Source organism: Bacillus sp. FSL K6-2944 (assembly GCF_038005385.1).
GTDB classification, from domain to species: Bacteria; Bacillota; Bacilli; order Bacillales; family Bacillaceae_G; genus Bacillus_A; species Bacillus_A cereus.
Genome location: NZ_JBBOTE010000003.1, coordinates 551734 through 564707, shown reverse-complemented (window position 1 = coordinate 564707; position 12974 = coordinate 551734). Strand labels below are relative to the sequence as shown.

Genomic DNA, 12974 nt, shown 5'->3' with positions numbered 1-12974 from the left:
CGTTTATTAAAAATGGGTGAAGAGATTTCTATCGTTCAATAGTCACTATGCAATTGTTAAAAAAGGGCATACGTATCCCGTTAACAACTACATCATGAAAAATCGCACGACAAAAATAAATAAAATCTAAAAATTTGGCACGCGCAGCTAAAGAACGTTTCATCTCATTCACCCCTTTCGTACGGAATTTAATACTTACTTCTTTATTATACTTTCCAATTTCATGTTTGAATAGTCATTTTTCTGAAAATAATGAAGATAGACTAAACATTTCAATAAGTGACATCAAATCTTACAAAACTGTTATGTTCACGTAATGGAAAGCGATAGTACGAAAAGATGCCTCCCTATACAATAAAGATGTAAACAAGCGAGACAAACAAAAGGAGGAAACAAACATGATGAAAGAAATCGTAAAAGCAATCTTTGAGGTATTAGTGAACGGACAAGCAGTTGTAAAAGAACTAAATGAACTATAAAAAGGAGTGAAGAAATATGATGAACATGGTGAAAATGATTTTACACGCTTTAGTCGATGCAAAAGCAGTTAGCCAAGAATTAAACCAACAATAAAAAGGGGTATATGAATATGAAGAAAGCCATTATTATAATTGCAAGCACAGCAATTACCTTATACACAATAAAAAAGAGAAAAAAGAAAAATAATGAAAATGTTCTATATTATCCATACACACTATTAGAGAAAAAATAAAAGACAAGGTACCCTATCGTAATGAGGATATCTTGTCTTTTATTTTTCCCCTATTCCTTTAGAGGATTTCCTTCTCCTTTTCCCGAATGTATTAAGCGGGATTTTTACACATATTTTAAAGGGGCATATATACAAATGGATACACAACAACTATATTTTTTAAACGATATCGGTAAACAAAAACCAGAAAGTATTCGGAATAGAAGCGCTGCATGTCCATTTTGCGATAAAGAACAATTAACGGATATTTTAGCAACTGATGGCTCTATTATTTGGTTAAAAAATAAATTTCCTACATTACAAGATACATTTCAAACAGTGTTAATCGAAACCGATAATTGCGAAGATCATATCGCAACATATACAGAAGAACATATGAGAAAATTAATGCAATTTTCTATTCAACATTGGTTACACTTACAGAAGAACAAGGAGTTCGCATCTGTGATTTTATATAAAAATCACGGTCCATTTTCAGGTGGAAGTTTGCATCATGCACACATGCAAATTATCGGAATGAAATATGTAGATTATCTTGAAAATATTGAAGAAGAAAATTTCCAAGGGTTAATTGTTCAAAAAAATGAATGCATTGAGCTTAATATTTCAGAGCGTCCCATTATTGGCTTCACTGAATTCAATATAATCATTGATAACATTTCATATATAGATGAAATGGCAAATTACATTCAGCAAACTGTACGTTACATACTGACAGATTTCCATAAAGGATGCAGTAGTTATAACTTATTCTTCTATTACTTAAATGGAAAAATCATTTGTAAAGTTGTTCCTAGGTTTGTCGTTTCACCGCTGTATGTAGGATATAAAATACCGCAAGTTTCTACAAAACTAGAAGACGTAAAAATACAACTAGCGGAGTATTTCACAAAATGACACGATTATCAAAAAAAATAGAGTAGGTATCAAAACCTACTCTTTTATTACACCTTTATTTCGATAGTACACATCTTCTAATCCGATGTTATACTTCATGTTATTATCCGTCCACTCTGGCCCTAAATTCCCTGGCCATCCAGATGTATTCGCTATATATTTCAGTAATGCAAAATCAGTCAAACCTTTTTGCACCCCACGCTTATATCCTTTCATTAAATGCGGCATTGCAATTTGCGCATTTGTACGTGGATCTTTCAGCTCATCATCAGTTAAATGCTCTGGTGCAAGCCCGCCGCCGCGGTGTAGTTGAAACAATCCGAATGAAGTTCCATTATCTCCAACACTTCTTGGATTTAATCGACTTTCATGCTCGGCAATTGCAAGAGGTATCCATTCTGGAAGATTTACTTTCTTCGCTTCCTCTATAATGATTTGTTTCATCTGTTTTGCTTCTTCTGAATCAACATAGCTTGTTCCATTCACTAGCTTATCCATTCCTTCAGACTTTCCTTGGAAATATAAATATACTCCAAGAACAACTAAAAATCCTACAAAGAATTTCTTCACTACCTCTACCTCTTTCTCCGCTGAAATTTGTCCCCTTTCAGCCTTCCCTTTACAATTACCTACATTCTATTACTCTTTTATCATAGCAAATAACTATACATATTATCATCATGCTTTAGACCGATTTTGTGAAAAAACAGCTGGTAAATACGTGCAAAAATGTAACTTTCATAGACTATAACGCATTTATTGTATATAATTGTAAACTGAACTCTATATATAGAATAGGAGCATACAAAATGAAAAAATGCCTAACACTCTTGTTCAGCATTTTACTACTCATCCCTACCTACACCTCTGCACAAACATCATCAAAACCAAAAGTACTTGTTTTGTATAGTACACAAGACGATAAATTTTCAAATAATGTCCAAATCCTTAATACTCAATTAGGACATTTTACAAATGATATAACCGTAAAAAACTTAAAAGAAGCAACTTCAATTAATAACGTATCCTCCTATACACATATTGTTTATATCGGTGAAACAAAAGAAGCGTTTTCTGATGAAACGAAACAATTTCTAGAAAACTTCTCCGGCCCTGTATTAGTATTAGGACAAAATGTTGAACAATTATCTAAGCGTTTTTCTTTCATTACTTTGAATAGTGATGATATACGAGTTAATAAAATTGAATATCCAGACAAGAAGCTAAAAAATACCTTAGAGGAGGAACGATTAATTCAATCATTTGATACGAATGGAACTGTGCTTGCTAACGCCTTAAGCTCAAATAACACTAACCCACTAATCGTTCAGCATGAAACATCTTATTATGTTGCAACACCTAACCTCTTTGACTGGATGTCTCATTACGTCGGTGAAATGTTATTTTCTTATTTCAGCCAAAAACCAACGAAAAATAAAGTTGAAGCTTATTTACGCCTTGAGGATGTTCACCCCGCAGCAGATATAAATCAATTGAAAGAAATTGCTGAATTACTAAAAGAGAAAAAGATGCCTTACATGATTACTGTTATTCCGGTATATAAAGATCCAGATACAGGAAAGATAATACATTTAAAAGATAAACCAGAACTAGTTAATCTTTTACGCTCTATGCAAGATGATGGTGCAGCAATTATTATGCATGGTTATACTCACCAATTTTATGACAGTGAAACAGGTGAAGGCTTTGAATTTTGGGATGTAAAAACAGATCAACCAATTCGCCAACCGAAGCATGAAAAACCGAAGACAAAAGATGACTTTCCAAATATAGAGTCATATAACCAATATGTAAAAAAAGGGGAAGAATTCGAGGAAAAATATACGAAAGATCATATCGAAAAAGGAATTCAAGAACTTGTAGATGCTAAACTATATCCTGTTGCCTTTGAAGCACCTCATTACACGATGTCTCAAAAAGGATATGAAATATTATCAAGGTACTTTTCAACTTATGTAGGACAGCTACAGTTAAATGATACAACTTGGAAATCCATGCACTCACCATATTATACAAGTACTCCATCATTTTTACATGGAATGAAACTATTGCCTGAAACAGTCGGATTTATTGAAGAAGATACGCCACAAACTACTGCTAAAATGAAAGAGCGTGCTCTATCTGTTTCTAAATTATCTGATGGAGTTATTGGTGCATTCTATCATCCTTACTTAGGTGCGAAACCATTAAAAGAAGTGTTAAAGGATCTAGAAAGTATTCCAAATATAGAATGGATTGATTTACAAAAGGAAAAGAATGAAGTAAAAATGAAAGATATTCATATTACGACGAATAAAGACGGCATTCACGTTGAAAAACCAACCAGTGCGAATGACATAATTGATTATATAAAGCAATATGGCTTCTTCCTTATACTGGGGTTCGTTATCATTGTCTTTCTTTTATTATTAAAACGTGCGAAAAAATTAGAATCCTAATACAAAACCACCGAGCGGACCGCTTGGTGGTTTTTTGTCCTATATCAAACCGTGGCATTTTATTAAATAAATTCAACTTTTACTTCTTCCGTTACATGATTAAAACTATAATTCTCCTATCCTTTCAAATAAAATCGACTTGTATTTTCATATATTGTTTCTGCGACCTTATCAATGGATATGTTTTTTATAGAACTAATTTCCTTTAATACCTCTCGAATCATTCTTGGGTGCGTTATAACATCTTCTTGAAATTCCCACGGACCATCTGTTTCTACCATCATATATTCAAGCGGATAATACGAAACGATTTTTCTAATCTTCTCCTTATGTAAAACATCCGGTGTAATCGAAATATAATAACCATTTCTCATCATCCGTTTCATTGTTTCATCGCTTCCTTTAAACCAATGGAAGTGTGCACGTGAAACTTTATATTTCTCTAGCAAATCACATACAATGTCAGCATCTTCATAAACTGCGTGTAATACAATCGGCAAATTATACTTACTAGCTAGTTCTATAAATTTTTTCAATACAGCTATGTATGGATCTGCAGCAATTCTTTCATCTTCTTTTCTCAAATAATAGGGCAAACCTACTTCACCAATCGCAACAATTTCCTCTGCGTTCTGTTCAATAAGTTGATAAATCTGTTCACACTCTTCTTTATGAATCTGTTGCTCTGGATGAAACCCTATCGCTGGATATATAAAGGGATACTTCTTCGCTAAAGATAACGTTTCCTTACAAGATTGATAATTCATAGATACCGCAATAAGCCCCTTTATTTCCTTACTATTTTCCACCTCTTTTAGCAATCTGCTCTTCTCTTCATCCTTATATTGATCAACATGTATATGACTATCAATCCATTTCATCTTTATGCCCCCATAAAAAAAAACAAGAAAGGACTTCCTTTCTTGTTTTAGCATCTATATTATTTAACAATTAAGTTTGTTATGATATCAAATAATCCAATACACACTACGGCAACAGTAAAGTAGCTACAGAAATCTTTAATTGGTAACTTCACTACTTCTTCTTTACGCATCCCATTTTTCTCCCTTCTTACTAGATCCCTAATTATTTTTCTATCTGTATCTATTATGCAAAAAATATGACAAATTTACTATCGAATTAACTTACGTAAACCTTACAATGTTGTAAGGTTTAAAAAAGGATCCCCATCTTTATTCAGATGAGGATTATTAAAAATTAGTTGGTTTTTCATTCTTCATTACAAACAGAAAGTAATACATTGAGACTTTCTAGTTACACTATATGAAAATTACTATCTTTTAACTATCGAATTACATTACAGAAGGCTTACATGTTTGTAAGTTATGTGTAATGTAATTCGATAGTTCCCCTTACTTATATTTCGTACAATAAAGTTAGAAAGTAAGCCAAATAAGAAGAACACTCACATAACCAAATTACATTGCTAGTAGCTACTCTTCTTATACCTTTCACCCATGCTACTACAATGTACCCCCTTCCCCTTTATATAATAAAAAAGCCTTAGTCTATATGGACTAAGGCTTTTTTGTTAATCTCAAAAATACCCTTACCCAGTATTTTTATTTTCGACAAAAAATAGCCGGGGGTATATTTCACTATCTCATCGTTAAAAGTTTGCTCTTCGCATTTATAGGAATATTTGCAACCTCAATCTCTTCAATCGATTCACCGTAACGTCCTTTTGCAAAAACCTTTAATGCTTCATCTCTCTTTAACATATGCTTAACCGTTTTCTTTATTTTCTGCTCTCTACCACGTTCATCGAATGCAATAAATTCATATTCATACCACTCATCACCAATATGCTGACCAATTGTATTCACAACCGTATAGTATTCTTTCGTCTTATAAAATGGATTATATTTATCGATAACTGGTCCAAGTTTCGTAGGCAGTAACATTACTACTATCACTATCATCGCTATTATAGTAGTGATCATTTTTTTCTTCATAATAAACATTCCTCCTCTGCAGGATATATATACATCCATTTTAAAAAGGGGGAATAAAATCTACTATTGAATCTCATTACATTACACTTACATTTTTGTAAGAATTAAAAAAGGTGAACGAATTTACTCGTTCACCTTTTAGCTTGCTTTAAAGCCACCGCCAAGTACATCACGTACATCATGTATAACAACGAAAGCATCTTCATCTACCCGGCTAATAACTTGTTTTAACTTAACAAGCTCTTGTTTATTAATAACAACATATAAAACTTCTTTATTTTTACCAGTATATCCGCCGCGCCCTTCTAATACAGTAACACCGCGTGTCATATTTTTCGTAATAGCTTCACGAATTAAATCTGGTTGATTCGAAATAATCGTAACAGCCGTTTTTGTGTCCATTCCTTCTACAATGAAATCAATCACCTTCGCTCCAATGAACACAGCCACAAGTGTATACATCGCCTTTTCTTGCCCTATTATAAATACAGAACCAGCAATTACAACAATATCAATAATTAGTACGCCTTTACCTACACTCCAACCTAAATATTGATTTGCTAACTGAGCTAAGATTGCTGATCCTCCCGATGTACCTCCGGCTTTGAACATACAACCTAATCCAATTCCCACAAATAAACCAGCAAATAAAGCTGCTAATAATGTATCACTATTTACATGATACTCAATATGTTCTGTAACGTATAAAAACAAAGATGTTTCTACAATCCCTAAAATTGTATAAATCATTGTTTTCTTATCAAAAAATTTATAACCAACAGCTAGTAAAATTGCATTTATAGCAAAGTTCACAATTCCTGGTGACCAATCAAATAAGTAGTACGTAACAACCGTTAAACCAATAATTCCACCTTCCGATAAACGGTTTGGAATTGCAAAGTAATTAATACCAATTGCGAATAATAATGAACCAATTGTAATTAGTGTTATTTCCTTTATACGTTGATTAACCATAGTTCATACCCTCCCCCCATTTGACATTGTATCACTATCTCCTAGAGGTTTAGAAGTGGTTTTTATTCCGCATTTTCCCTCTTGAAAATTGAAATATTATGTTTAAACAGAGGGTTGATTAATTATTCATATTTGCTCTAACTGCACGGACAAATCGCTCCACATTCCCTTTCTGAATATACTTAGCGCGAATGGTTTCATGACTACAAGTAAATTCAAAATACGGATGAAAATCTATGCTATCTATATACAAATATGAATACTCTTTAAATGTTGAAGAATAGTACGGAAATTTCCCGTAAAAAAGGAGACGTCTAGTAGTGGCAACAAAAACCCCATGTTGATACGATAATATAAAATTATCCTTCTCAAATATCCCTACCACAAAAGCCAGAATCTTTTCATCATCATCTACATACTTTTTCATACTCGATAAAAGTTCATTCATGCATATTCCTCCAAATTCTATTCACTGCATTAACACTTGAAAAGAATCCATGGATTATTACAGACCGGTTTAACTCCTTTATAAAGTATGAAACGCGTTTCCTGTCAAAGATATTTCAAAAAAATAATCCGTTATGCGATTATACACATAACGGATTACGATTAAACTGTAGAGCGTTCCACAAGTTCGTATGGAATTTCCAGCTTTTCTTGTTCAGAACTCTCGTCATTCACTTTTCTATGCAACATTTCAAAAGCAGTTTTCCCTATCTCCTTTAAATTTTGATCAATAGTTGTCAATTGTAACACTTGCGAGATAGGTTGATTATCAAAGCCAATAATCGCTAAATCCTCAGGAACTTGAATCCCTAATTTTTCAACCTCTGTCATAACCCCAATCGCAACTTCATCACCTGCTACTATTAATGCTTCAGGAAGATCCTGCATCTCTTTTAACTTATGAGCCACTTTTACACCATCTTCTAGTGTAAAACATTCTGTAAAAATCCATTCTTCATTAACCTCTTCGTCTATAGATTGCAATTGCTGTTTATAAACATCAAAACGCTTTTGACTACTCGGCCCTAATTTTCTTCCCGTACAATAACCAATTTTTTTATAACCTTTCTCAATCAAATAATCCATTCCTAATTGAAAGGCCGCTGAATGATTCGTATATACACTTGAGATGTTTGAAATATCATTGTCTTCACAAGCAATTATTGCGCCGTAAGAAGCATACGGTTCTATCGTTTCCCAATCATTTGCACGTGAACAAATAATAAGACCATCCAATTGTTTTGTTTTTAACATATGTAAACTTTTCATTTCTTCTTTTTTATTATAATTCGTTTGGCAAAGTAGCACCCTGTAATTATGCGCTAACGCAGTCTCCATCATTCCGCTCACCATCGCATCAAAACACGGATGATTAATATACGGTAAAATCACACCAACAATATTCGTTTTTCCTTTTGATAAATGAACAGCATTTGCGTTTTGCGAGTAATTCAATTTCTCAACTATCTCTATAACCGCTTTTCTTTTTTCTTCACTTACATATGGGTGATCATTCAACACTCTCGAAACAGTCGTAACTGAAACTCCCGCCATTTTTGCAATATCTTTAATATTAGCCATACACTCACCTGTTATGAAGTGACCTTTGTCAATAGTTTTTCACCCATAATATTTTTCTTGATGGCATACAAAAGCTTCAGAAATAAGATCTATCGACAGTTAACCACTCTGTTATTCGTGGATTGGTTACCTCAGGTTAATGGTTCGTCGTTAGGCTCTTATAATCTCACTGCGTGGATCACACCTTTTCAAATTCTAATAAATAGCTTGTTTATCAGAATTTCAGCCATGCCAGAAGAGGTGAGTCATAGATAGCCAGACCTGTAATTCACTATCTCTGAAGCTCATCTATGCCATCAATTGATACCTTTGATTTCTAACTATGAATCAATCAACTTCATATCCTTCCCTCTTTATTTTCGGTGAATTTTACCTGTTTCTAATCCCCATATAAAACACCCCAGTTCTCTTGCGATAGCTGTAACGGCAACATTTCTAGGCTTCCCTTGATATATCATGCGATAATATTTTCTTTGTAACCTTTCTACAGCCTGATCCGCATAAGCAATCACTTCGCTTCGTTGCCCTTTTTGTCTTGCTTTCACTCGCTTCGATTTTAATCCGATTGCTCCTTTTACCAACGCATTTGCACATTCTACAAGAGTAGACCTAACGGTCGAATTTCCTTGTTTTGTAATCGAACGTCGACTGATTTTCTCTCCACTTGAGCTTTCGCTTGGCGTCAATCCTACATAAGCCATAAATGCTTTAGCCGTGGGAAAACGAGTGAAGTCTGCAATTTCCACATGAACAGTCATTGCCGATGTTGTATCTATACCTTTTAAGCATCTTAACTTTGCGATTGGTTCTTCGTACCTTTCACGATGAGATAATTCTTCTAATCTCAAACTGAACCGCTCAATTTTATCGACTAGAACATCATACTGTAATAGGTATTCGCCTAACGTTTCTTTGAATAATCCTTGTAGATCAAGATTCTTTAACCATTTCATATAAGCGATTGTCCAGCTTGATTTCCCTTCATACACATAGCCATGTCTTAAAAGGAATGCTTTTATCTGTTGTTTTATTTTTTTCAAAGATGTTTTAAAATCACCTAACATGCGGATATACTCTTTCACGGCAACATCCTCTTCTTCTGGAACATATACTTCTTTATAGGTGCCATTTGCTAAATTAAGAGCAATCATTTTGGCATCGAATTTATCATTTTTCACCATTTTGTTTTTTGATGAACTGTACATTGTTGTGGGAGCTAAAATATCACAATCAATTCCATTTTGTTCAAGAAGATTATGAAGTGAATACCCTAAACAACCAGCCTCATATCCAGCTTTAATTTTTATATCTTCACCATATTTTGTTTTCAGTTTCTCAACGAATTTTTTTACGAGAGATACATTTGAAGCACATCGTGCTTCTCTTACAATTTCCCCAGTTGTTCCGTGTAGTGCACATAAGCTAAAACTTTCCTTGTGGACATCCATCCCAATATATATTATATTTTCCATAGTGGCCTCCTATTATCATAGGGTATAACCCCATTCATAATGTTTTCATTCATTATTATGGGTTAAAATCCCTGACTTGATAATCTAGGAGGTCACTTCATATTATCTCTACCTTTAACTTAATAAATCTCATGAACATATGTCAAATCTTCTTATCATTACACCTTCATTCGTTTCTCTTACAAAAGTGTAATTTTTCTGTAAGCTAATTCGATAGTGACTTTCCGCAACATTTCATACAATTAAGTCAGAAACAAGGTAACAACTATTCGAAAAGGAGCGGATTAATATGATGAACAAAATAAAAACGAACAATTTCTTACATACAATGGGCATGGTATTTTCCGCTCTTATCGACGCAAAAGCTGTTGCTTCTACATTAAACAAGTAAGGAGAATGTATTATGAATAACATCACTTTTAACAAATTAGATTTTTTAGGACTAGCTAGTGGCTCGATTCTTCTTACTACTTTTATTTACGCCGCTACGCTTGTATAACTTTGTGTCCCCTTTACCCCTTTATTATAAATAGAAATAGAAAAGACGACCGTCTATGCCCGGTCGTCTTTTCTTATTTTTGATTTGATTGCAAAGCTTCTTTTAACTCCTCAAACTTCTCATTTAATTGATCCGTCATCATTTTCATAGCGGTTTTTCGATCTATTTGTTCTCCAGCCTCAATTTGAATTGGATCTCCAAAAATCAATTGTGCCTTTTTCCCCTTTATTAATTCTTTTACACTTGATGGACCAACATAAGCTGCTGGTACTAACGGAACATTGGAACGCATCGCAATTGTCACAGCACCCGCTTTTAATGAAACATCTTCCGCTGATCTTGTTCCACTCGGAAAAATCCCTACTACCTTTCCTTCTTTTAATAAACGTGATGGAATTTTAAGTGTACTTGGTCCTGGATTCGCACGATCTACAGGGAATGCATTTACATTTTTAAAGAACCAATTTTTGAATTTCCCTTCAAATAATTCTTTTTTGGCCATGTAATGAATTTGAGTTGGATACATCCCTGTAGCTAACATTAATACATCCATAAAACTTGTATGTGTACATGCAACAACATAGGGTCCACCTTCTGGTAGCTTTTCTCTTCCTTGTACTTCTACTTTCCCAGCTGTTTTAAATATATATTTCAACAAAAATGTAATTGGTTTATACATTTATTTCGTTCCTTTCTAAACATCCGAAGTATAATCATATTCTTATAATAATTATAACACTAAGTTTTAGGAGTTGGTAATAAAATTAAGGATGAATTGTTAAATTTCAATTCTTACAAAAGTGTAATTTTCTTGTAAGCTAATTCGATAGTTACTTCTTACTATATTTCATACAATTAAGTCAGAAACAGGGCAACAATTATTCGAAAAGGAGTGGATCAATATGATGAACAAAATGAAAACGAACAATTTCTTAAATACAATGGGCATGGTATTATCGGCTCTTTTCGATGCAAAAGCTGTTGCTTCTGCATTAAACAAGTAAGGAGAATGTATTATGAATAACATTACTTTTAACAAATTAGATTTTTTAGGATTAGCTAGCGGCTCTCTTCTTCTTACTGCTTTCATTTACGCTGCTACGCTTGTATAACTTTGTGTCCCCTTTCCCCTTTATATAGAAAAAGACGACCGTCTATGCCCGGTCGTCTTTTTAATTTTTTCTTTCTTTCAATTCTTTTAAAAGCTGTATCAGCTCAGCTTGTTGTTTTATCTTTTTACGACCATTTCGATTAATTGCTGCAAGCTCACAGGCAACTCCGACGGCGAAGAAAAACAATAAACTTTCTAACATGTGAAATCCTCCATTTGCCTATTAAACAGCTTGACGTAATTGTTCTTCTTGTAAAACTCTCTTATTTATATTTTCTTCTTTTCTCTGGCAAACGTTATTGCGAATAAGCGCTGCAATAACAAGTACAGTCCCTATAATATCAAACATTGTGATTTGATACCCTTGCATCATCATAATAGCTAAAGTCGTAATTGGTACAAAATTAATAAATAAAATCCCATTAATGGATGATAAAATTTTCACACCATAGTTCCAAGCAAGTAGCGCTACAATACCTGGCAATGTCATCATGAATAACAAATCATATTTCACAATAGAAATCGTTCCCATACTTGGAACTGAAATATATCCAAGCGACGTAATAATTACCGTTATAATCGCTGTAACAGTCGTACCGAATACACACGTCAACGTAGAATAACGTAATGTTGACCAATCACTACAAGTTTGACCACCCATCGTATAAATAACCCACCCTACAACACCAATAAATATAAATGCTAATGGGAACATATTATCTTTCAATGTTACAAAGAAACTCATGTCACCTTTTGTAATAACAAACACAGCTCCTACAAAAGCAATAACCATACTCGTTATCATATACTTCTTCGGTTTTATATGCTTATATCCCCATAAAATACCAATAGAAATCATCGGCATAAGTGCTTCCATAATGGAAGCTACCATTACACCCGACTTACCCATTAACATTTGCCCTAAAAATATGAGGACATTATATACTGTAAATGCCATCGTTCCAAAAAAGACGAGTAACTTTCCTCTTCCCTCTAAACAAAATGCCTGTTTTCCTTCTTTCACTAACAACAATACAATCAGCATTATCGCCACTGCTCCATAGCGAATAAGCGAAAAATAAAATGGATCTATGTATTCTAGCGCATGATCAGCAACTGGAAACATCGCTCCCCATGACATACTCGCAATTAAACACGCCAAAGCCCCTATTATCATTTGACCTCTTCTCACCGCAATCCCCCGTTTCTTTCTATTTGCACAAAGAGAATTGTAAAAGAAAAAATATATCACGTAAAATGATTCAAAATGATGTTAACTATCATTT

The 12974-nt window shown here is 33.6% G+C and carries 16 protein-coding genes; 5 read left to right on the top strand and 11 right to left on the bottom strand.

Annotated elements, in window-relative coordinates:
• Positions 1-28: 28 nt before the first annotated feature.
• Positions 29-163 (bottom strand): RAxF-45 family protein, encoded by a 135-nt coding sequence (locus MHH55_RS29465; protein WP_000830643.1) that lies wholly within the window; start codon positions 161-163, stop codon positions 29-31.
• 420 nt (positions 164-583) lie between these two features.
• Between MHH55_RS29465 and MHH55_RS29460 the strand changes: the two genes are divergently transcribed.
• Both MHH55_RS29460 and MHH55_RS29455 read left to right on the top strand, forming a co-directional pair.
• Positions 584-712: a hypothetical protein gene (locus MHH55_RS29460; protein WP_002023099.1), complete on the top strand. Its 129-nt coding sequence runs from the start codon at positions 584-586 to the stop codon at positions 710-712.
• Positions 713-847: 135 nt separating this feature from the next.
• On the top strand, positions 848-1609 hold the full coding sequence (locus MHH55_RS29455) for a DUF4931 domain-containing protein (protein WP_000381025.1): 762 nt from the start codon (positions 848-850) through the stop codon (positions 1607-1609).
• A gap of 36 nt (positions 1610-1645) precedes the next feature.
• On the opposite strand, the gene MHH55_RS29450 is transcribed toward MHH55_RS29455, so the two are convergent.
• A complete protein-coding gene (locus MHH55_RS29450) occupies positions 1646-2179 on the bottom strand; it encodes a transglycosylase SLT domain-containing protein (protein WP_000713249.1) in 534 nt (177 codons plus the stop codon).
• Positions 2180-2418: 239 nt separating this feature from the next.
• On the opposite strand from MHH55_RS29450, the gene MHH55_RS29445 reads away from it, so the two are divergent.
• Positions 2419-4068: a DUF2334 domain-containing protein gene (locus tag MHH55_RS29445; RefSeq protein WP_000710600.1), complete on the top strand. Its 1650-nt coding sequence runs from the start codon at positions 2419-2421 to the stop codon at positions 4066-4068.
• A gap of 116 nt (positions 4069-4184) precedes the next feature.
• Here MHH55_RS29445 and MHH55_RS29440 read toward each other — a convergent pair whose 3' ends face one another.
• The 6 genes from MHH55_RS29440 to MHH55_RS29415 form a co-directional block, all read right to left on the bottom strand.
• Positions 4185-4949 (bottom strand): TatD family hydrolase, encoded by a 765-nt coding sequence (locus MHH55_RS29440; protein WP_000871102.1) that lies wholly within the window; start codon positions 4947-4949, stop codon positions 4185-4187.
• Positions 4950-5687: 738 nt separating this feature from the next.
• Positions 5688-6044 (bottom strand): YxeA family protein, encoded by a 357-nt coding sequence (locus tag MHH55_RS29435; protein WP_000728422.1) that lies wholly within the window; start codon positions 6042-6044, stop codon positions 5688-5690.
• A 138-nt stretch (positions 6045-6182) separates the two neighbouring features.
• Positions 6183-7019 carry a YitT family protein gene (locus MHH55_RS29430; protein WP_000248045.1) on the bottom strand — a complete coding sequence of 279 codons (837 nt, stop codon included), beginning with the start codon at positions 7017-7019 and terminating at the stop codon, positions 6183-6185.
• 118 nt (positions 7020-7137) lie between these two features.
• Positions 7138-7467 carry a PH domain-containing protein gene (locus MHH55_RS29425; RefSeq protein WP_001004246.1) on the bottom strand — a complete coding sequence of 110 codons (330 nt, stop codon included), beginning with the start codon at positions 7465-7467 and terminating at the stop codon, positions 7138-7140.
• A 161-nt stretch (positions 7468-7628) separates the two neighbouring features.
• Complete coding sequence (locus MHH55_RS29420) at positions 7629-8606, bottom strand: LacI family DNA-binding transcriptional regulator (RefSeq protein WP_001273903.1); 978 nt, start codon at positions 8604-8606, stop codon at positions 7629-7631.
• Positions 8607-8959: 353 nt separating this feature from the next.
• The gene (locus tag MHH55_RS29415; protein ID WP_277548338.1) at positions 8960-10078 is read right to left on the bottom strand and encodes an IS110 family transposase; all 1119 of its coding nucleotides are present in this window, start codon (positions 10076-10078) and stop codon (positions 8960-8962) included.
• 403 nt (positions 10079-10481) lie between these two features.
• Between MHH55_RS29415 and MHH55_RS29410 the strand changes: the two genes are divergently transcribed.
• Positions 10482-10577, top strand: a complete 96-nt coding sequence (locus MHH55_RS29410) for a DUF3948 family protein (RefSeq protein ID WP_073530339.1) — start codon at positions 10482-10484, stop codon at positions 10575-10577.
• A gap of 73 nt (positions 10578-10650) precedes the next feature.
• Here the strand turns inward: MHH55_RS29410 and MHH55_RS29405 are convergent, their stop codons facing one another.
• Positions 10651-11256, bottom strand: coding sequence for a lysophospholipid acyltransferase family protein (locus MHH55_RS29405; protein WP_000277778.1), 606 nt, complete (start codon positions 11254-11256; stop codon positions 10651-10653).
• Positions 11257-11593: 337 nt separating this feature from the next.
• On the opposite strand from MHH55_RS29405, the gene MHH55_RS29400 reads away from it, so the two are divergent.
• Complete coding sequence (locus MHH55_RS29400) at positions 11594-11689, top strand: DUF3948 family protein (protein WP_001060007.1); 96 nt, start codon at positions 11594-11596, stop codon at positions 11687-11689.
• A gap of 60 nt (positions 11690-11749) precedes the next feature.
• Here MHH55_RS29400 and MHH55_RS29395 read toward each other — a convergent pair whose 3' ends face one another.
• Both MHH55_RS29395 and MHH55_RS29390 read right to left on the bottom strand, forming a co-directional pair.
• Positions 11750-11890 (bottom strand): YrzO family protein, encoded by a 141-nt coding sequence (locus MHH55_RS29395; protein WP_000894065.1) that lies wholly within the window; start codon positions 11888-11890, stop codon positions 11750-11752.
• A gap of 21 nt (positions 11891-11911) precedes the next feature.
• Complete coding sequence (locus MHH55_RS29390) at positions 11912-12880, bottom strand: EamA family transporter (protein ID WP_139362530.1); 969 nt, start codon at positions 12878-12880, stop codon at positions 11912-11914.
• Positions 12881-12974: the final 94 nt, after the last annotated feature.

What these genes read in the sequence shown, in the direction of transcription:
- MHH55_RS29440 (WP_000871102.1), bottom strand. Translation starts at nt 4,949, where the DNA reads ATGAAATGGATTGATAGTCATATACATGTTGATCAATATAAGGATGAA.
- MHH55_RS29395 (WP_000894065.1), bottom strand. Translation starts at nt 11,890, where the DNA reads ATGTTAGAAAGTTTATTGTTTTTCTTCGCCGTCGGAGTTGCCTGTGAG.
- MHH55_RS29410 (WP_073530339.1), top strand. Translation starts at nt 10,482, where the DNA reads ATGAATAACATCACTTTTAACAAATTAGATTTTTTAGGACTAGCTAGT.
- MHH55_RS29460 (WP_002023099.1), top strand. Translation starts at nt 584, where the DNA reads ATGAATATGAAGAAAGCCATTATTATAATTGCAAGCACAGCAATTACC.
- MHH55_RS29445 (WP_000710600.1), top strand. Translation starts at nt 2,419, where the DNA reads ATGAAAAAATGCCTAACACTCTTGTTCAGCATTTTACTACTCATCCCT.
- MHH55_RS29430 (WP_000248045.1), bottom strand. Translation starts at nt 7,019, where the DNA reads ATGGTTAATCAACGTATAAAGGAAATAACACTAATTACAATTGGTTCA.
- MHH55_RS29420 (WP_001273903.1), bottom strand. Translation starts at nt 8,606, where the DNA reads ATGGCTAATATTAAAGATATTGCAAAAATGGCGGGAGTTTCAGTTACG.
- MHH55_RS29435 (WP_000728422.1), bottom strand. Translation starts at nt 6,044, where the DNA reads ATGAAGAAAAAAATGATCACTACTATAATAGCGATGATAGTGATAGTA.
- MHH55_RS29405 (WP_000277778.1), bottom strand. Translation starts at nt 11,256, where the DNA reads ATGTATAAACCAATTACATTTTTGTTGAAATATATATTTAAAACAGCT.
- MHH55_RS29455 (WP_000381025.1), top strand. Translation starts at nt 848, where the DNA reads ATGGATACACAACAACTATATTTTTTAAACGATATCGGTAAACAAAAA.
- MHH55_RS29425 (WP_001004246.1), bottom strand. Translation starts at nt 7,467, where the DNA reads ATGAATGAACTTTTATCGAGTATGAAAAAGTATGTAGATGATGATGAA.
- MHH55_RS29415 (WP_277548338.1), bottom strand. Translation starts at nt 10,078, where the DNA reads ATGGAAAATATAATATATATTGGGATGGATGTCCACAAGGAAAGTTTT.
- MHH55_RS29465 (WP_000830643.1), bottom strand. Translation starts at nt 163, where the DNA reads ATGAAACGTTCTTTAGCTGCGCGTGCCAAATTTTTAGATTTTATTTAT.
- MHH55_RS29400 (WP_001060007.1), top strand. Translation starts at nt 11,594, where the DNA reads ATGAATAACATTACTTTTAACAAATTAGATTTTTTAGGATTAGCTAGC.